General features: G+C 69.8%; 14 protein-coding genes. 8 read left to right on the top strand and 6 right to left on the bottom strand.

The features are described 5' to 3' along the window. Positions 1 to 9: 9 nt before the first annotated feature. A complete protein-coding gene (locus ACGFR7_RS32390; RefSeq protein WP_393326081.1) occupies positions 10 to 834 on the bottom strand; it encodes a trans-aconitate 2-methyltransferase in 825 nt (274 codons plus the stop codon). Positions 835 to 999: 165 nt separating this feature from the next. Between ACGFR7_RS32390 and ACGFR7_RS32385 the strand changes: the two genes are divergently transcribed. The 3 genes from ACGFR7_RS32385 (at position 1,000) to ACGFR7_RS32375 (ending at position 4,738) form a co-directional block, all read left to right on the top strand. Next, entirely contained in the window at positions 1,000 to 1,497 is a 498-nt protein-coding gene (locus ACGFR7_RS32385; RefSeq protein ID WP_088798071.1) for a MarR family winged helix-turn-helix transcriptional regulator, read from the top strand. 235 nt (positions 1,498 to 1,732) lie between these two features. After that, positions 1,733 to 2,536: an SDR family NAD(P)-dependent oxidoreductase gene (locus ACGFR7_RS32380; RefSeq protein WP_393326079.1), complete on the top strand. Its 804-nt coding sequence runs from the start codon at positions 1,733 to 1,735 to the stop codon at positions 2,534 to 2,536. A 126-nt stretch (positions 2,537 to 2,662) separates the two neighbouring features. Beyond that, positions 2,663 to 4,738, top strand: coding sequence for a beta-galactosidase (locus ACGFR7_RS32375; RefSeq protein ID WP_393326076.1), 2,076 nt, complete (start codon positions 2,663 to 2,665; stop codon positions 4,736 to 4,738). A 77-nt stretch (positions 4,739 to 4,815) separates the two neighbouring features. On the opposite strand, the gene ACGFR7_RS32370 is transcribed toward ACGFR7_RS32375, so the two are convergent. The 4 genes from ACGFR7_RS32370 to galT form a co-directional block, all read right to left on the bottom strand. Further along, the gene (locus ACGFR7_RS32370; protein ID WP_393326073.1) at positions 4,816 to 5,586 is read right to left on the bottom strand and encodes a LuxR C-terminal-related transcriptional regulator; all 771 of its coding nucleotides are present in this window, start codon (positions 5,584 to 5,586) and stop codon (positions 4,816 to 4,818) included. Between the two features lie 270 nt (positions 5,587 to 5,856). Beyond that, positions 5,857 to 7,053 (bottom strand): galactokinase, encoded by a 1,197-nt coding sequence (gene galK, locus ACGFR7_RS32365; RefSeq protein WP_393326071.1) that lies wholly within the window; start codon positions 7,051 to 7,053, stop codon positions 5,857 to 5,859. Next, positions 7,053 to 8,045 (bottom strand): UDP-glucose 4-epimerase GalE, encoded by a 993-nt coding sequence (galE, locus tag ACGFR7_RS32360; protein ID WP_393326110.1) that lies wholly within the window; start codon positions 8,043 to 8,045, stop codon positions 7,053 to 7,055. The genes galK and galE overlap by 1 nt, the downstream gene beginning before the upstream one ends. A 20-nt stretch (positions 8,046 to 8,065) precedes the next feature. Continuing rightward, the gene (gene galT, locus ACGFR7_RS32355) at positions 8,066 to 9,139 is read right to left on the bottom strand and encodes a galactose-1-phosphate uridylyltransferase (RefSeq protein ID WP_393326068.1); all 1,074 of its coding nucleotides are present in this window, start codon (positions 9,137 to 9,139) and stop codon (positions 8,066 to 8,068) included. Positions 9,140 to 9,418: 279 nt separating this feature from the next. Between galT and ACGFR7_RS32350 the strand changes: the two genes are divergently transcribed. Together ACGFR7_RS32350 and ACGFR7_RS32345 are read left to right on the top strand one after the other, a co-directional pair. Beyond that, the gene (locus ACGFR7_RS32350; RefSeq protein ID WP_393326066.1) at positions 9,419 to 11,089 is read left to right on the top strand and encodes a sodium:solute symporter family protein; all 1,671 of its coding nucleotides are present in this window, start codon (positions 9,419 to 9,421) and stop codon (positions 11,087 to 11,089) included. A gap of 59 nt (positions 11,090 to 11,148) precedes the next feature. Further along, a complete protein-coding gene (locus tag ACGFR7_RS32345) occupies positions 11,149 to 11,457 on the top strand; it encodes a hypothetical protein (protein WP_393326065.1) in 309 nt (102 codons plus the stop codon). 92 nt (positions 11,458 to 11,549) lie between these two features. Here the strand turns inward: ACGFR7_RS32345 and ACGFR7_RS32340 are convergent, their stop codons facing one another. Beyond that, complete coding sequence (locus tag ACGFR7_RS32340; protein WP_393326062.1) at positions 11,550 to 12,272, bottom strand: response regulator transcription factor; 723 nt, start codon at positions 12,270 to 12,272, stop codon at positions 11,550 to 11,552. A gap of 589 nt (positions 12,273 to 12,861) precedes the next feature. On the opposite strand from ACGFR7_RS32340, the gene ACGFR7_RS32335 reads away from it, so the two are divergent. Genes ACGFR7_RS32335 through ACGFR7_RS32325 form a run of 3 tightly spaced genes read left to right on the top strand, consistent with a single transcriptional unit; the run spans position 12,862 to position 18,649 of the window. Beyond that, positions 12,862 to 13,293, top strand: a complete 432-nt coding sequence (locus ACGFR7_RS32335; protein ID WP_393326060.1) for an SseB family protein — start codon at positions 12,862 to 12,864, stop codon at positions 13,291 to 13,293. Next, entirely contained in the window at positions 13,284 to 13,907 is a 624-nt protein-coding gene (locus ACGFR7_RS32330) for a hypothetical protein (protein ID WP_393326057.1), read from the top strand. The genes ACGFR7_RS32335 and ACGFR7_RS32330 overlap by 10 nt, the downstream gene beginning before the upstream one ends. After that, on the top strand, positions 13,904 to 18,649 hold the full coding sequence (locus ACGFR7_RS32325) for a putative T7SS-secreted protein (RefSeq protein WP_393326054.1): 4,746 nt from the start codon (positions 13,904 to 13,906) through the stop codon (positions 18,647 to 18,649). Before ACGFR7_RS32330 ends, ACGFR7_RS32325 begins: the two co-directional genes overlap by 4 nt. The last annotated feature ends 11 nt before the right edge of the window (positions 18,650 to 18,660 follow it).

Below are 18,660 nucleotides of genomic sequence, written 5' to 3'. Positions count from 1 at the left end.
CAGCCGGTATCAGCCCGCCGCCGGCTTCCGGGCCACGGCGAAGATGCGGCGGAAGGGGAAGACGGTGCCGTGCGGGCCGGTGGGGTAGGCCTTGCGGAGGGCGTCGCGGTATTCGGCGAGGAAGGCCTCGCGGGCGGCCGGGTCGTTCTCCAGGGCGGTCAGGACGGGGCGCAGGGCGGTGCCCTTGACCCAGTCGAGGACCGGGTCATCGCCTTTGAGGAGCTGGACGTAGGTGGTTTCCCATGCGTCGGTGGCACAGCCGAGGTCGGTAAGGCGCTCCAGGTAATCGGCCGGTTCGAGGATATGGACGAAGCGGCGGCCGTGCAGGGTGAGTCGTTCGCGCCATTGGGGGGCGTCGCACAGCTCGCCGAGGAGGGCGTGGCTGGGCGAGGTGAAGTTGCCGGGGACCTGGAAGGCGAACGTGCCGCCGGGGGCGAGGGCATCGACCCAACGGGCGAAGGAATCCGGGTGGTTGGGGACCCACTGCAGTGCCGCGTTGGACACGATCAGGTCGTAGGTCTCCCCGGGGGCCCAGTCGGCGGCGTCGGCGGGGGCGAAGTCGAGGTGGCCGCCGTCCGCGGTGGGGCCGGCGTGGGCCTCGGCTTCCTTCAGCATCTCCGGGGAGTTGTCGTATCCGGTGATGTGGGCGTCGGGCCAGCGTGCGGCAAGCAGGGCGGTGACGTTCCCGGGGCCGCAGCCGAGGTCGGCGATGCGGGCGGGGCGGCCTCGCCGGGGCAGGTCGGGTATCCGGGCGAGGAGGTCGTGGAAGGGGCGGGTACGGTGCCCGGAGTGGCGGAGGTATTGCTGCGGATCCCAGATGGGTGCGTCATGCATGATCGAAACCCCTTTGCCGATGCAGGGCTGACACAAGGCTGGCACGGTCGGATTCGGGCCGTCTCGGCTGGAAACCGAGCCCCCGCCGACGATGCCCCATAGTCCAGCGAAATATATCTCGACGTCAAGAGACTTCATGTCGACAGACCCTCTACACTGATCGTCATGGAGGACGAGGTCGATCGACTGGTCGCAGCATGGCGCCGCGAGCGCCCGGACCTCGACGTGGAACCACTTGAGGTCCTCAGCCGTGTATCCAGGCTGGCCAGACACCTTGACCGGGCCCGCCGTATCGCCTTCTCCGAGGTGGGCCTGGAGCCCTGGGAATTCGACGTACTCACCGCGCTGCGGCGCGCCGGGGCGCCGTATCAGCTCTCCCCCGGGGCGCTGCTGACGCAGACGCTGGTCACCTCGGGGACGATGACCAACCGCATCGACCGGCTCGCCAAGAAGAACCTGGTCGAGCGCCTGCCCGACCCGAGCGACCGGCGCGGAGTGCTGGTCAGGCTGACGGCCGAGGGCCGCGACAAGGCCGACCAGTCGCTGGCCGGGCTGCTGATACAGGAGCGCGCGATCCTCGCCGAGCTCTCCCGCCAGCAGCGCGGCGAACTGGCCGGTCTGCTGCGGCGGTTGACCGGCCCTTTCGACAACATTCCGGGTTAGGCGGGCCGGGCGGGTTGGCGGGTTAGGTCAGGGCCGGGCGAGGGCGGGGCCCTGCCGTCAGGGCCCCGTCAGGGCCCCGTCAGGGCCCCGCCAGGGTGAGCACGGCGCACACCGCATTTTTTGGTGATGTGCATGTGACTCACGTGCGCCCCCTAAATCTGCATGCGCCCCTCTGCTCCCCCTCTCCTCCCCCATCCCCTTGCCCGTCGCTCGTCTCGTGGGCTTGGATCGCGCCATGAGCCAGCAGCGCGCATCGCACCCGGCGAACGGCCCGAACGGCCCGTACGGCAAGCGGTTCGAGGGCCGTACGGTCCTGGTGACCGGTGCCGCCGCCGGGATCGGGGCGGCCACCGCCGACCGGCTGGCGGCCGAGGGGGCCGGCGTGCTGTTGCTGGACATCGACGACGCACGCGGCGAACACACCGCGCGGCGGATCCGGGCGGCCGGCGGCCATGCCTCGTACGAGCACTGCGATGTGGCGGGCGAGGACGACTGGCAGCGGGCGGTCGAGGCGGCGCGGCGGCGCTACGGTCCGGTGGACGGGCTGGTCAGCAATGCCTTTCTGCCGTATGTGGCGTCCGCGGGACAGACCCCGCTCGCGGACTGGGACCGGCAGCTCGCGGTCAATCTCACCGGCTCCTTCCTCGGCGTGCGCGCCGCCCTGGAGGATCTGCGGGCGCGCCATGGCTCGGTGGTGCTGACCTCGTCGGTGCATGCGCTGATCGGGCTGCCGGGGCGGCCCGCGTACGCCGCGGCCAAGGCCGGACTGACCGGGCTGGGTCGTCAACTGGCCGTGGAATACGGGCCGGAGGTCCGGGTCAACAGCGTGCTGCCGGGCCCCGTACTGACGGCGGCCTGGGACGGTATCGGCGAGGAGGAGCGGCGGGCCAGCGCCGCGCAGACGGCGGCGCGGCGGCTGGGGCGGCCCGAGGAGGTCGCCGCCGCCATCGCCTTCCTGCTCTCCCCCGAGGCGTCCTTCGTCACGGGTGCGAGCCTCGTCGTGGACGGGGGCTGGAGCGTGTACAAGAACTCTTCGTGAGCCGGTTCCGGCGACGGCGAGGCCGCGGCGCCCCCGCCCGGGCTTCGGTCCGCGGGGGGATCCGCTCGATCCGCAGGGGGATCCGCTCGATCCGCAGGGGAATCCGTTCGATCCGTAGGGGGATCCATGGGCATCCATTTCGGCGGCGACTACAACCCCGAGCAGTGGCCCGAGGAGGTGTGGGCCGAGGATCTGAAGCTGATGAAGGCGGCCCACGTCACCATGGTCACCGCCGGGATCTTCTCCTGGGCCAAGGTCGAACCCCGTCCCGGGGCCTGGGACTTCGGCTGGTTCGACCGTGTCATGGACGGGCTGGCGGGCGCCGGGATCGCGGTCTGCCTGGCCACCATGACCGCCTCGCCCCCGCCATGGCTCTCCCACGCACACCCCGAGATCCTGCCCGAGGACGCCGACGGGCGACGCCGCTGGCCCGGCGGCCGACAGCACTACTGCCCCTCCAGCCCCGTCTACCGGGCACACGCCGTACGCCTGGTCGAACAGCTCGCCGCCCGCTACGCCGGGCACCCGGCGCTGGCCATGTGGCACGTCGGCAACGAATACGGGTGCCACACCCGCCAGTGCTACTGCGAGGTCTCGGCCGACGACTTCCGGCGCTGGCTGCGCGCACGCTACGGGGACATCGACGCGCTCAACGCCACCTGGTCGACGGCCTTCTGGTCGCAGGCCTACGGCGGCTTCGACGAGGTGCTGCCGCCCCGCGCCGCGCCCACCTTCCCCAACCCCGCCCAGCAGCTGGACTATCTGCGCTTCGGCGACGCGGCCCTGCGCGCCTGCTATCTGGCCGAAAAGGCGGTACTGGAGCGCCTGACCCCCCGGATTCCGGTCACCACCAATCTGATGCCCCAGCACAAGCCCGTCGACGCCTTCGCCTGGTCCGCGCACATGGACGCGATGGCGCTGGACTTCTACCAGGATCCGTACGTCCCCGATGACCACATCCGGGCCGGCTATGTCTTCGACCTGATGCGCTCGGCGTGCTCCGGGCAGCCCTGGATGCTGCTGGAACAGGCACCCAGCGCGGTCAACTGGCGGCCCCGCAACGGCCCCAAGCCGCCCGGCGCGATGCGGCTGTGGAGCTGGCAGGCCGTCGCGCAGGGCGCGGACGCGGTGCTGTTCTTCCAGTGGCGGCAGTCGCTGGGCGGCGCGGAGAAGTTCCACTCGGCGATGCTGCCGCACGGCGGGACCGACACCCGTACCTTCCGCGAAGTGGCGGCTCTGGGGCGGGAGCTGGCGTCGCTGCCGGGCATCGAGGGGACCCGGTCGCGGGCCGCGGTGGCGCTGCTGGCGGACTGGCACAGCTGGTGGGCGCTGGAGCTGGACTCCAAGCCGTCGACCGCGCTGGACCACTCGCGGATCGCGCTGGATCATTACCGGCCGCTGTTCGAGGCGGGCGTGGCCTGCGATGTGGTTCCGCCGCAGCGTGACCTGTCCGGCTACCGGCTGGTCGTGGCGCCCAATCTGTATCTGCTCACCGCGGACGACGCCGAGCGGCTGACCGCCTATGTGCGAGGCGGTGGGCAGTTGGTGGTGTCGTTCTTCTCGGGGATCGTCGACGCGCACGACCGGGTGCACCCGGGCGGGTATCCGGGGCCGCTGCGGGAGCTGCTGGGGCTGCGGGTGGAGGAGTTCTGGCCGCTGGACGAGAGCCGGTCCGTGGCGGTCGGCGGTGGGGGTGCCTCCCTGCCCGACCGGAGTGGAGAGCCTGGCGGCGCCTGTACGGGGCGGGCGGATCTGTGGGCGGAGGCCATCGACCTCGAAGGGGCCGAGGCGCTCGCCCGCTTCACGGACGGGGATCTCGCCGGGCGGCCCGCGGTGACCCGGCACTTCTACGGGCGGGGCACGGCCTGGTACGTGGGCACCCGGCTCGAACCGGCGCTGATGCGGGCCCTGCTGGACGACGTACGGGCGGCGGCCGGGGTCACGCCCGTACTGCCGGGGCTGCCCGCGGGCGTCCAGGCCACCGTCCGCGAGGGCGCCGGCGGGCGCTATCTCTTCCTGCTCAACCACGGGGCCCAGGCCGTGGAGGCCGTGCTGCCGGGGCCGATGCGGGATGCGCTGGCGGCGGTGGACGGGGCGGGCGAGGGCGGCGTGGGCGAGGGCGGGCCGGCCTGCCCCGGGGACGTCGACCGGGTCGTGCTGGCGCCCCGGGGCGTGGCCGTACTGACCGAGCCCGGCGCATAGGTCAGCGCTGCTGCACGCGAGCGGCGCTCCTGACGCTCCCGCGCGCCCTCGCGGGGCCTCCCCCGGGCCTCAGCCCCTCACGGCACCGACACCGAGGCCGCCGCGGCCGCCGCCTCCAGTTCGACCGGGCCGACCCCGGCCCGGCGGGCCAGCGCGACGGCCGCGAGGGTGGAGTGCACCCCGAGCTTGCCGAGCACGTTCTGCATATGGGTGCGGACCGTGTGCGGCGAGAGGAACAGCCGCTCGGCGACCGCCTTGCGGCCCAGGCCCGCCACCATGCAGCGCAGCACCTCGCGCTCGCGCGGGGTCAGCGACTCCACCAGCCGCTCGCTCTCCGAGCGGTGCTTGCGGGCAGCCGTCAACTCCCGCAGTACGCCGGTCAGCAGCGCGGGCGGCAGATGCGTCTCGTCGCGGAGCACGCCGCGGATGACGGCGAGCAGCCGGGAGAGCGAGCAGTCCTTGGCGACCCAGCCGGAGGCGCCGGCCTGCAGCGCGGCGGCCGCGCGGCGCGGGTCGTCGCGGTCGGCGAGGACGACGGTGCGCAGATACGGATGGCTGGTGCGCAGGCCGGAGACCAGCGCGATGCCGTCCCGCGGCACGGGGCGCGGCACCGCGTCGCGCGGCGCTCCCTGCGCGGGCACCGCGAGCAGCGGCGCGGCGAGGTCCGCGTCGGCGAGCAGCACGTCGAACCGGCGGCCGTCGGTGACCGCCCGGTCCAGATTGCGCAGCGCCGCGGGGGCGCTGCCCGCGGCCGCTACGTCCACGTCCTGTTCCGCGGCGAGCGCGGCCGCCAGGGATTCGGCGAAGATGCGGTGGTCGTCGACCACCAGAACCCGGATGCGTTGCACAGAGACCCCCTGTCCCGGTGAACGGACCATAGCGGGCACGACGCCCGGATTGAAGATCGCCTCAGCCGCACGGCCGCCGCCGTGCCGTCATGACTACCCCACCCCGGGCGCCGTACCCGAACGGTCTCGCCCCCTGATCGGCACCGGCCCCCACCGGTGCAGGGTCCCAGCGTACGGACGGGTTGCGGCAAGGGAAGGTGATTGACGAAACTGCCCCTCCACCCGGGCCGTTCGGAGCCCGCCCGGTGGCCGCGCGCCGCCCGGCACGCCCTACTCGATGCGGTGTGCTCCCGCGCTCGGGACGGCCTCGAAGATCCGCGGAGCGGCATGGCCGGCCGCCGCGAAGGCCTGGGTGACCGCGGCGCCGACGGCGGGGGCGTCGGCCTCCTCGACGAGCACGATCGCCGAGCCGCCGAAGCCGCCGCCGGTCATCCGGGCCCCGAGGGCACCCGACGCGTTGGCGGTGTCGACGGCGAGGTCGAGTTCCCGGCAGGAGATCTTGAAGTCGTCGCGCAGCGAGGCGTGGCCGGCCGTCAGCAGTGGGCCGATGGCGCGGGTGCGGGTCGAGCCGAGCAGCGCGACGACCTCTTCGACCCGGTGGTTCTCGGTGACGACGTGCCGGACCAGGGCCTGGGTGACGGGGTCGTCGGCCAGCCCGGCCAGGGCCTCGGGCAGATGCGCGTACGGCACATCGCGCAGGGCTCGCACGCCGAGCGCCCGCGCGCCACGCTCACAACCGGCGCGCCGCTCCGCGTATGCGCCGTCTCCCAGTTCGTGCTTCACCCGGGTGTCCACGACGAGGAGCCGCAGTCCCTCCCCCGCCAGGTCGAAAGGGATCTGGCGGCGGGTGAGGTCGCGGGTGTCGAGGAAGAGGGCATGGCCCTCGGTGCAGCAGGCCGCGGCGGTCTGGTCCATGATCCCGCAGGGCACGCCGACGAAGGCGTTCTCGGCCCGCTGGGCGAGCTGGGCCAGTCGCTGCGGCTGCCGGCCGAGCGCGTAGAGATCGTTCAGCGCCAGCGCGGTGACGACCTCCAGGGCGGCGGAGGAGGAGAGTCCGGCGCCGGTGGGCACCGTGCTGTCGTAGTGCAGGTCCGCGCCGCCGACCGGCAGGCCGGCCTCCCGCATCGCCCAGACGACGCCGGCCGGGTAGGCCGCCCAGCCCGCCTGGGGCGCCGGACGCAGCTCGTCGATGCGCAGTTCGACGATGCCGCCGTCGGCGCCGCCGGAGTGCAGCCGCAGCACCCCGTCGGTGCGGGCCGAGGCGGCGGCGAGGGTGGTGTGCGGAAGGGCGAGCGGCATCACGAAGCCATCGTTGTAATCGGTGTGTTCACCGATCAGGTTGACCCGGCCGGGTGCCGCCCAGGTGCCCGTGGGGGCGGCGCCGTACACCGCGGCGAATTCCGCCGCGGTGTGCTGAGCGCCGTGCGGGCGCCCGGTGGCCGGGGTGGCGGCTCCGTGAGCGGTCATCAGGTCCCCTGTGGTGAGTTGTGGTGGTGGTCCCGGTCGAGGTGCTGGGCGAACTGCCAGGCGTCGGTGACGATTCCGGCGAGGTCGGCGCGGCTGGGGCGCCAGCCGAGACGGTCGATGGCGGTCTTGGCGGAGGCCACCAGCACGGCGGGGTCGCCGCCGCGGCGCGGGGCGGCGATCTCGGGGATGGGGTGCCCGGTGACCTTGCGGACGGTCTCGATGACCTCGCGGACGGAGAAGCCGTTGCCGTTGCCGAGGTTGCAGATCAGGTGCTCGCCGGCGGTGGCAGCGTCGAGGGCGAGGAGGTGGGCCTCGGCGAGGTCGGCGACGTGGATGTAGTCGCGTACGCAGGTGCCGTCGGGGGTGGGGTAGTCGTCGCCGTAGACGGAGATCGCCTCGCGCTTGCCCTGGGCGACCTGGAGGACGAGCGGGATGAGGTGCGACTCGGGGTCGTGGCGCTCGCCGCAGCTGCCGTAGGCGCCGGCGACGTTGAAGTAGCGCAGCGAGACCGCGGCCAGGCCGTGGGCCGCCGCCTCCCCGCTGATCATGTGGTCGACGGCGAGCTTGCCGGCGCCGTACGGGCTGGTGGGCGCGGTCTCGGCGGACTCGGTGATCGGGGTGGAGACCGGCTCGCCGTAGGTGGCGGCGGTGGAGGAGAAGACGAGGGTACGGACACCGGCGTCGCGCATCGCGGCGAGCAGGTCCATGGTGCCGCCGACGTTGTTGCGCCAGTACTTCTCGGGGTCCACGACGGACTCGCCGACCTGGGAGAAGGCGGCGAAGTGGAGCACCGCGTCATAGGAGGGGTCGAGCCACTTCGCGGCGTCCTGGATGCGGCCCTCGATGAAGCGGGCACCGGCGGGGATGCCCGCGCGGTGGCCGGTGGACAGGTCGTCCAGCACGGTCACCTCGTGACCGGCCTGCAGCAGATGCGCCGCAACGACGCTTCCGACGTATCCCGCACCGCCTGTGACCAGGTACTTCTTGCTCACTTGCTGGATCGCTCGCTGGCTCACTTGCTCGCTACCTCTCGCAGTCGCTCGGCCGCGGCCTCCGGCGGCACATCATTGATGAACACGTTCATGCCGGATTCGGAACCCGCGAGAAACTTCAGCTTGCCGGAAGTGCGGCGGATGGTGAAAAGCTCGAGGTGCAGTGCGAATTCCTCCCGGTTCCCGGCGCGCAGCGGCGCCTGGTGCCAGGCGGCGATGTAGGGCGTACGGGCGGCGCCGGCCGCCCGGGGCCCCGGGCCCGTCCCCGTGTCGAAGATCCGGTCGAAGCGCCGCAAGACTTCCAGATAGATCTGTGGGAACTCTGTGCGCGCGGCCTCGTCGAGGGCGAGCAGGTCGGGGACCCGGCGCTTGGGGTAGAGGTGCACCTCGTAGGGCCAGTGTGCGGCGTACGGCACGAACGCCACCCAGTGCTCGCCTTCGAGGACGATCCGGCGGCCGTCGGCGAGCTCGCCCGCGACCACCTCGTCGAAGAGGTTGCCGCCCGCGGTGGCCGCGCGGTGGGCGGCGAGCGAGGTGAGCATGCGCTCGGTGCGCGGGGTGACGAAGGGGTAGGCGTAGATCTGGCCGTGCGGGTGGCCGAGGGTGACGCCGATCTCGGCGCCGCGGTTCTCGAAGCAGAAGACCTGCTCCACGCCGGGGAGCTGGGAGAGCTCCGCCGTGCGGTCGGTCCACGCCTCCAGGACCAGGGCCGCCTGCTCCTCGGTGAGGTCGGCGAAGGAGGCGTCGTGCTCGGAGGTGAAGCAGACGACCTCGCAGCGACCGCTGTCGCCGGCGAGGGAGGGGAAGCGGTTCTCGAAGACGGCGACGTCGTAGTCGGCGGCGGGGATCTCGGAGAAGCGGCCTTCGCGGGAGGGGCACAGCGGGCACTCGTCGGCCGGGGGGTGGTAGGTGCGGGCCTGGCGGTGCGAGGCGATGGCGACATGGTCGCCGAGGAGCCGGTCGTGACGGATCTCAGACGCGGTGGCCACCGGGTCGAGGGGACGCCGGTCGACGGCATCGCGTACGACGTCGTCACGCGCGTCGTAGTAGATGAGCTCCCTGCCGTCCGCCAGCCGGGTCGACGTCTTCTTCACGGGAGCTCTCCTCACCCTCCGAGCAAACACAAACAAACACAATGAAGCACAACTAAACAGCCGCGTCAACGCCGGGTGCGGGGGCGCATGCGGGGCATGTACGGGGCGGCGGGCGGGCAGACATTTCCGGCATTTCGCTCACCCCGATCACGAAAGCGCAACTGAACCAAACAAAAGTATTCAGTTTCTCGAAGGCCGCGCGTAGCTTTTTGTGCGTTCCGATCGCACAGAGATGTGTCCTCCGGGGGCCGTGCTCCCGACCCGCGAAATGAGTCGCCCATGATCACTCTGGCCGAGGGGCTACGGCTCCCCACCAACGGGCTCGATTACACGATCCTGGCCATCTACTTCGTCGTCGTCCTCGGCATCGGATTCGCGGCCAAACGCAGCGTGAAGACGAGCCTGGACTTCTTCCTCTCCGGGCGGTCGCTGCCTGCCTGGGTCACCGGCCTCGCCTTCGTCGCCGCCAACCTCGGCGCCACCGAGATCCTCGGCATGGCCGCCAACGGTGCGCAGTACGGGGCCTACACCGTGCACTGGTACTGGATCGGCGCCATCCCGGCGATGGTCTTCCTGGGCCTGGTGATGATGCCGTTCTACTACGGCTCCAAGGTCCGCTCGGTGCCCGAATTCCTGCTGCACCGCTTCGGCCCCTCCTCGCACCTGCTCAGCTCGGTCATCTTCGCCGTCTCCTCCGTGCTGATCGCCGGCGTGAACCTCTACGCCATGGCGATCGTGCTGCAGGCCCTGCTCGGCTGGCCGCAGTGGGTCGCGATCGTCATCGCCGGCGTCTTCGTCCTGGCGTACATCACCATCGGCGGCCTGTCCTCGGCGATCTACAACGAGGTGCTGCAGTTCTTCGTCATCCTGGCCGCGCTGATCCCGCTGACCATCGTCGGCCTCAAGCGCGTCGGCGGCTGGGACGGCCTGACCAGCTCACTCAACTCCTCGCACGGCGACGCCTTCCTGACCGCCTGGAAGGGCACCGGCATCGGCGAGGCCAACCCGCTCGGCGCGAACTGGCTCACCATCGTCCTCGGCCTCGGCTTCGTGATGAGCTTCGGCTACTGGACCACCAACTTCGCCGAGGTGCAGCGCGCACTGTCCGCGAAGAACCTCTCCGCCGCCAAGCGCACCCCGCTGATCGCCGCCTTCCCCAAGATCTTCATCCCGCTGGTCGTGGTCGTCCCCGGTCTGATCGCGCTGGTCATGGAGCCGACGCTGGGCAAGTCCAAGGACGGGCTGCAGTACAACGACGCGATCCCGGTGCTGATGCGGGACCTGCTGCCCAACGGCGTGCTGGGCATCGCGGTGACCGGTCTGCTGGCGGCGTTCATGGCGGGCATGGCCGCCAACGTCTCGTCCTTCAACACGGTCTTCACCAATGACATCTGGGCGGCGTACCTCAAGAAGGGCCGCGAGGACCGCTACTACCTCAAGACCGGACGCGTGGTCACCGCGGTCGGCGTGCTGATCGGCATGGGCACGGCCTTCATCGCCTCGTCCTTCAGCAACATCATGAACTACCTGCAGACGCTGTTCTCCTTCTTCAACGTGCCGCTGTTCGTCGTCTTCATCATCGGCATGTTCTGGAAGCGGACCAGCGCGGCGGCCGGCTTCTGGGGCCTGCTCTCCGGCACCGCGGCCGCGATGGTCAACTACTTCTGGCTCTACAAGCAGGGCATCATCGCGATCCCCTCCGAGCAGGGCGCCAACTTCGTCTCCTCGATCGTGGCGTTCGTCGTCGGCGCGCTGGTGATGGTGCTCGTCACCCTGGTCACCAAGCCCAAGCCGGTCGAGTCGCTGGCGGGCCTGGTCTACGGCTCCCGGTCGCCCGGCATGGAGGAACTGCCGGCCGAGGGCGACGACGCGTGGTACCGCAAGCCGGCCCTGCTGGGCTGGGGCGCGGTCGTCCTCGCCGCCGTCTGCTACGTCCCGTTCTCCTTCTGACCTGCCCGAACATGCCTGAACCTGCCTGAACATGCCTGAATCAGCGGAGTTGACGCACCATGAGTGACTACCAGCACGAGGTCGAGGAGCTGGAGCGCGAGTCGGCGACCGCCGCGCGGCTCTTCGACGTACGGCGCATCATCGGCGGCCTGTTCGTCGTCTACGGGGTGATCGTCACCATCGCCGGCCTGACGGCCTCGGACGCGGACCTCAAGAAGGCCCAGGACATCAACATCAACCTGTGGACGGGCCTGGGCATGCTCGCCCTCGGCCTGTTCTTCCTCATCTGGCTGAAGCTGCGACCGGCCGTCCCGCCGACGGCCGGGGAACTGCAGGCCGAGATAGCGGACGGGGCTGCTGAGGGCTGAGCGCTCGCGGCCGAGGGGTGGACGCTCGCTGGCCGAGGGCTGGGCACTCGCTGCACGAGGGCTGGGCACTCGCTGCCGAGGGGTGAGTGCTGTTACTGCGGCGGCGGGGCCGGCTCGTCCGGACCCGCCGCCGCGACCTGCGCGATACGGCCGCCCGCCGCTCTCTCCAGCAGCCCGGTGCGCGCCGCCAGGGCCGCGGCCTCCAGCCGTGACCCCACCTCCAGCTTCATCAGCACCCGCTGGACATGCGTACGCGCCGTACTCGGCGCAATATCCATCCCCGCCGCGATCAGCCGGGTGTCCTCGCCGTCCGCGACCCGCATCAAGACCTCGACCTCGCGAGGGGTGAGCAGTTCCAGCAGCCGCGCCCCCTCGTCGTCCGGCTGCGCCGCGGGGTGCAGCAACTCCTCGAAGGCCTGCTGCAGCAACTGCGGCGCCACCGCCGCCTCCCCCGCCCGCGCCTTCATCATGGCGCGCTCCACACCCTCGATCCGCTCGTCGTTACGGACGTACCCGGAGGCCCCGGCGGCAAAAGCGGCAGCGATCCCCCGCGGGCTGGGCACCGGCCCCAACACCACCACCGCGACCTGCGGCCGCTCCTTCTTGATCCGTACGACCGGGTCGAAGGCGCCAGGACGGGCCGGTGCGGCGGTCCCCAGCAGGCACACCTCGGGCGCCCGGCTCACCACCAGCTCCGCGGCCCCGGCGCTCGGCGCGGCCGCCGCCAGGACGCGGTGACCGCGCAGCTTCAGCGCCGAGGCGAGCGCCTCCGCGAGCAGACGGTGATCGTCCACCACCATGAGCCGCACGCCCATCGAGCAACCCCCTCCACCCCGGCGGGCCCGGCGCGACCCCCTGCCGGGCCGCTCGTCCCCGGGAAGCTACACGCTCGGCTGCGATAACGCGCCCCCTACCGGGAAGAAGCCCCCGGAATGCTGGAATCCCGGCCAATCTGGGCTGGTTGCTGCTGTTGGGGGGCGTGGGCGGGCCGCCGGTTCGGCCCGCTGGGCGGGGCATGCGGGGCGCAGGGGCCGGGGTGAAGGCCATAGAGGGGGCCGAGGCGCCCGAGGCGGGGTGACGGCGCCCGCTGCGAGGGCGCCCGCCGCGAGGGCGAGTGCCACGAGGGCGAGTGCCACGAGCGCGACGGTGAGAATACACCTGTGGCTCATAAGCGATTTTCCGGGCAAATGGCGGCACTTGTCACCCAGAGGAAATCTCGGGTCGCTCCACCGCACTCGCGGCCCACTGCGAGGCATGTGATTGAACAAGAAAGAAACCGTGGGTCGGTCTCCGCAGACGCTGCCCTGCGCCTCGCTGTCAGCGCCATGTGCCAAAGTAGGTACAGCAGTTCACCAATTCTTTGAGTTCCAAAGCTTCCGTGGCGAATAGGGGGATCCGTTCCGCATGTCTTTGACCGACGAGATAGCGGCAGTCCATGCCGGACAGCCTGATCCAGGCGCGTTGGTGGGGGAGTTCCGCCGCACCCACGTCCTGCTCCCGACGGTCGACGACACCTTCCTGTCGGCCGAGCTGGACGGCATCCGCTGGCTGTACGCCTTCACCGACGAGGACGCGCTGAGCCGCTTCGCGCTGTCCCGGGGGAGCGAGCCAGGGACGGAGTGGCGGTACGTCGCGGTGTCCGGTGCCCGGGTCCTTGACGTGCTGATTCCCGCGATCGAGGGTCCGGCGGGGGTGGCGCTGGACGCGGGGAGCGAGCAGGGGGCGCTCTTCCCCCCGGTGTCCGGAATCGTGCCCGACAGTGCTGCCGTCGACGTACCGGCAGCCGACGTGTCCGAAACCGCGTCACTCACGGGGAAGGCACAGGAATGGGCCTGATAAGTGGCGGCGGATATGAGCTCGATCCAGAGGCTTTCGCGGATCTCACCAAGGGCATCAGGGCGGCGACGGCCGAGCTGAAGGAATTGGGTTTCGATATCGAAGCCCAACTCGGCCGTGGATTCGACAGGTTGTCCCTGGACAGCGTGGAATGCGGCGACGACGGTCTGGCATCCGCTCTGGATTCCTTCTGCGACCGCTGGGGCTGGGGCGTGCGCAGCCTGATGCAGGACGCCAACGAATTCTCGAAGAAACTGCACCTGACCGCCGGCATCTACTACGAACAGGAGCAGTACGTCTCAGACGCGTTGAAGCAGACGACGAACGCGGCGATGGGGGATCCGAGCCTGACGGCCGAGCAGTTGCACAAGCGGTCCTGGAGCCAGATCGGCGCGGACAATCCCTTCGAGCAGGCGCTGCATCCGGACTTCGATCCGAACTCCGCGGAGTCGAAGGAGGCACGGGACAAGATGATGGGCGCGGCCCAGAAGACCGTCCAGGACTTCCACTCCGTCCCCGACCGGATGACGCACCCGCTCGACGACCCTGCCGAGGTCACCACGAAGTTCCACGAAGCCAAGAAGTCCGAAGACCACGGGGGCAGTGACAAGTGAACTGGCTGGGGGATGCCGTCAACAAGGTCGGCGAGGGCGCCCATGAGTTCACCGACGCCGTGGAACGCGGTGCCGGTGAGATCGTGGAGTTCGGGGCCGACAAGGTCGCGGACCACCTGGACGTGTTGGGAGCGGACGGCGCGGCCGATGCCGTCCGCTCGGGCGGCGACAAGCTCGCCGGCGCGCTGGGCGCCCACGTTGATGAGCGTCAGCTCGGGGAGACCCAGGAACCCAAGGAGCTCATCCACGGCGACGTCGAGAAGATCGACGAGAGCGCGTCACATCTGAAGGACTTTTCGGCGGCCTTCGACCGGGTGGCCGACAGCATGCGCAAGCTGGGCTCGCACAGAGGCTGGGGCGGCAAGGCCGCCGACGCCTTCCGTGAGAAGTTCGACATGCATCCCAAGCAGTGGATGCATGCGGCCGATGCCTGCGGCGACGCCTCGAAGGCGCTGAAGTCGTACGCGGAGACGGTCTCCTGGGCGCAGGGCAAAGCCGCCGACGCGATCGAGAAGTACCAGAAGGCAGATGAGGCGACGCGAAAGGCCGCCGAGTCCTACCGGACGAAGGTGAAGTTCTACCGCGGGGACGTCGAGGCCTGGAACGACATTGCAAAGAGTGGCGCGGATCCGGGGCCGGCGCCGCAGAAGCTCGATGCGTTCGTCGATCCGGGCGACAAGGGCCGCGAGGCGGCTGAGGGGATCCTCAAGGAGGCCCGAAGCCAACGCAACGAGGCCGCCGAAAAGGCCCGCAACGCCATCAAGAAGGCTTTGGCCCACGCACCGGACAAGCCCGCGTTCACCGACTTGGCGGGGGCTGCCCTGAAGGACGGCAGCAAGGCGTTCGTCCTGGAGCACATGCACCTGGCCGGCGGCGCGCTGAAGGCCGGCGCCGAGACGTTGAAGCTCGCCCGCATGGTCAATCCGATGGACCCCTACAACATCACCCACCCCTGGAAGGCCCTGGGCAACGCCGGCACCACGCTCCTGGGCCTGGCCCAGGCTCCCCTCCACCCGATCAACACCGCCAAGGGCCTCCTCGGCTCGGGCTGGGGCAGCGACCCGGCCGACGCGTACGGCGCCTTCCTGCTGAACCTCGTCGGAGGCAAGGGCGCCGGCGGGCTGGCCAAGGGCGCGGCAAAGGCGGCCGCCAAGGACGCCGCCAAGGGCGCGGCCCGATCCGCTGCCAAGGAGGGTGGGAAGCGCACGGTCATGGACCGGTTGCGCGGCCTATGGTCCAAGAACAAGTGCGGTGACCCGATCGACATCGCCACCGGGCGCATGGTCCTGCCGCAGACGGACGTCACCCTCCCCGGCAGCCTGCCGCTCTCCTTCAACCGCACCTTCGAGTCGTCCTACCGCACCGGCCGCTGGTTCGGCCCGACCTGGATGTCCACGGTCGACCAGCGCCTGGAGATCGACGCCGAGGGCGTCATCCTCATCGGCGAAGAGGGCGACTTCCACCTTTACCCCCATCCCGCCGTCGGCGTCCCCACCCGCCCGGTCGAGGGTGACGGTGCCCCGCTGGAGCTCACGCCCGACGGTGACTACGTCCTGACGGACTCCGTCAGCGGTCTCCGCCGCTACTTCACCAGCTACACCGACGGCCTCGCCGTCCTGGACGAGATATCCGACCGGCACGGCAACCACCACACCTTCGACTACACCGAAGACGGCACGCCGACCGCGATCACCCACAGCGCCGGCTACCGCCTCCTGCTCACCACCGACGAGGGCCGCATCACCGCCCTCCACCTCGCCGGCGCGGCCCCCGACGGCAGCGACCAACTCCTCGTCACCTACGGCTACGACGAGCACGGCAACCTGGCCACCGTCACCAACTCCTCCGGCCTGCCGCTCCGCTTCACCTACGACGACATCGGCCGCATCACGGCCTGGACCGACACCAACAACAGCAGCTACCACTACGTCTACGACGACCAGGACCGCTGCACTTCACAAGGCGGCATCGCGGGCCACCTGCGCGGCGAGTTCACCTGGGGTGAGCCGGACCCGGTCACCGGCCTGCGCACCAACCTGCATCGCAATTCCCTCGGCGAGGTCACCGCCTATCAGGTCAACGACCGCCACCAGATCGTCGCCACCACCGACCCGACGGGCGCCACCACCCGCACCGTCCGGGACGCCGCCCACCACATCCTGTCCACCACGGACCCCCTGGGCCGCACCACCACCATCGACTACGACGACGCCGGCCGCCCGGTGCACGTCGTCCTTCCCGACGGGTCGACGTCCAGCACCACGTACAACGCTCTCGGCCTGCCTCTGAGCATCACCGGCCCGGACGGCACCACCTGGACCCACGCCTACGACGCCGCCGGCAACCGCACGTCGTCGACGGACCCGCTGGGCGCGACCACCACCTACACCCACGACACCCGCGGCAACCTCGCCTCCGTCACCGACACCCTCGGCAACACCACACATCTCTACTGCGACAAGGCGGGCCTCCCCCTCTCGGCCACCGACCCACTGGGCGCCATCACCCACTACCGCCGCGACGCCTTCGGCCGTGCCACCTCCGTCACCGACCCTCTCGGCGAGACCACCCACATGGTGTGGACCGTCGAAGGCAAGCTCGCGGCCCGCATCGACGCCACCGGCGCCACCGAGGAATGGACCTACGACGGCGAAGGCAACCGCCTCACCCACACCGACGCCATCGGCCAGACCACCCGCTACGAATACAGCCACTTCGACCTTCTGGTGGCTCGCACCGACCCCGACGGCGTCCGCCACGAGTTCACCCACGACACCGAACTCCGCCTCACCCAGGTCACCAACCCCCAAGGCCTGACCTGGAACTACACCTACGACGGCGCCGACCACCTCATATCCGAGACCGACTTCGACGACCGCGTCCTCGCCTACACCCACGATGCCGCGGGCCAACTCGCCACCCGCACCAACACCCTCGGCGAGGTCACCAGCTACACCCGCGACGTACTCGGCCGTATCACCGAGAAGAACGCCGCCGGCCTGGTCACGACGTTCGCCCACGACGCGTCCGGCAACCTCCAGCAGGCCGCCAACCCCGACGCGACGGTCACCTACACCCGCGACATCCTTGGCCGCGTCACCGCCGAGTCCGTCAACGGCCGCACCATGACGTTCACCTACGACGCCCTGGGCCGCCGCACATCCCGCACCACCCCCACCGGCCACACCACCACCTACACCTACGACGCGGCCGGCAACCGCACCGCCATGGACATCGCCGGCCACATCCTCACCTTCGACCACGACGCCGCAGGCCAGGAACTCACCCGCACCATCGGCGACCACCTCCAGCTCGCCCACACCTGGGACCCCACCGGCCGCCTCACCACCCAGTCCCTCACCGCAGCGGCCACGGGCACGCTCCAGTCCACCGGCCCGGAGAACCCTGCGGCTGCCGAAGCCCAACGAGTCCTCCACCGCGGCTACACCTACCGCCCCGACGGCCACCTCACCGCGATCGACGACTCCCACACCGGCCGCCGCACCTTCGATCTCGACCGCGCAGGCCGTGTCACCGCCGTCCACGCCACCGACTGGACCGAGACCTACGCCTACGACGCAACCGGCAACCAAACCCACGCCACCTGGCCCGACCGGCATGCCAGCCCTTCAGCCCGAGGCGAACGCACTTACACGGGCACCCAAATCTCCCGCGCCGGCCGCATTCGGTACGAACACGATGCCCTTGGTCGGGTTGTGGTCCGCCAGGAAACCCGGCTCTCCCGCAAACCCGGCACATGGCATTACATCTGGAACGCCGAAGACCGCCTCACATCTATCGTTACCCCGGATGGCACCAGATGGCGATATCTGTACGACCCCATCGGTCGCCGCACAGCCAAACAGCGCCTTGCCTCAGATGCCTCAACAGTCCTGGAGCAGACGAATTTCACCTGGGAAGGCCCCCATCTCGCCGAACAATCCACCGATACTTCGGGCGTCCCGCAAGGCGTCATCCTCAGCTGGGATAATGACGGCCTCACGCCACTCACTCAGACCGAACGCAAAATCGACTCCTCGCAACTTCCGCACAACCCTCAAAAAATCACGGATCAGCGATTTTTCGCAATAGCCACCGACCTCGCTGGAATGCCCACCGAACTTTTCGATGAATCAGGCAGCACTGCGTGGCGCGCAAACTCTTCCCTTTGGGGAACCACCACTTGGGACGCAAGTGCAAGCGCCTATACACCGCTTCGATTCCCTGGACAATACTTTGATCCCGAGTCGCTACTGCACTACAATTTTCATCGACAGTACGACCCGACAGCGGCTCGCTATCTCTCAAATGACCCACTGGGCCTCTACCCAGCACCAAACCCTGCCGCATATGTAACAAACCCTCATGCGTGGGTCGACCCACTAGGCCTGATCCCCTGCGAGACCGCAGATCCGCATGCACTCAAGCCGACACACGAAATCAGCGGAGACAGCTCAACTAAACGCGTGCGCAAGTACCGAGATGCAATGCGCAACGGCTCATTCGACTGGGGTCAAAGCCCGATTTCTGTCGTAAAGGGGGAAGACGGCGTTAGATATGTCGTCGATGGGCACCACCGACTTGCGGCAGCCAGGTATGCAAACGTAGAAGAAGTCTCCATACAAGATGTAACCAAACAACTCAAGGAGGAGGGGTTTCTGGGGTATAAAGACATGGATGATGTTATGAATTCTGCAGCAGAGTATCGCGGAAATCGCCTCAACCGACACAAGTTGCGATAGAGAGGAGTAGC

It is taken from the genome of Streptomyces sp. NPDC048516 (assembly GCF_043199875.1).
In the GTDB taxonomy this organism is placed as follows: domain Bacteria; phylum Actinomycetota; class Actinomycetes; order Streptomycetales; family Streptomycetaceae; genus Streptomyces.
This window is presented reverse-complemented; position numbering and strand designations above follow the sequence as displayed.

Coding starts and splice junctions, on each gene's coding strand:
- ACGFR7_RS32390 (WP_393326081.1), bottom strand. CDS start 834: ATGCATGACGCACCCATCTGGGATCCGCAGCAATACCTCCGCCACTCC.
- ACGFR7_RS32385 (WP_088798071.1), top strand. CDS start 1,000: ATGGAGGACGAGGTCGATCGACTGGTCGCAGCATGGCGCCGCGAGCGC.
- ACGFR7_RS32380 (WP_393326079.1), top strand. CDS start 1,733: ATGAGCCAGCAGCGCGCATCGCACCCGGCGAACGGCCCGAACGGCCCG.
- ACGFR7_RS32375 (WP_393326076.1), top strand. CDS start 2,663: ATGGGCATCCATTTCGGCGGCGACTACAACCCCGAGCAGTGGCCCGAG.
- galK (WP_393326071.1), bottom strand. CDS start 7,053: ATGACCGCTCACGGAGCCGCCACCCCGGCCACCGGGCGCCCGCACGGC.
- ACGFR7_RS32350 (WP_393326066.1), top strand. CDS start 9,419: ATGATCACTCTGGCCGAGGGGCTACGGCTCCCCACCAACGGGCTCGAT.
- ACGFR7_RS32345 (WP_393326065.1), top strand. CDS start 11,149: ATGAGTGACTACCAGCACGAGGTCGAGGAGCTGGAGCGCGAGTCGGCG.
- ACGFR7_RS32340 (WP_393326062.1), bottom strand. CDS start 12,272: ATGGGCGTGCGGCTCATGGTGGTGGACGATCACCGTCTGCTCGCGGAG.
- ACGFR7_RS32335 (WP_393326060.1), top strand. CDS start 12,862: ATGTCTTTGACCGACGAGATAGCGGCAGTCCATGCCGGACAGCCTGAT.
- ACGFR7_RS32330 (WP_393326057.1), top strand. CDS start 13,284: ATGGGCCTGATAAGTGGCGGCGGATATGAGCTCGATCCAGAGGCTTTC.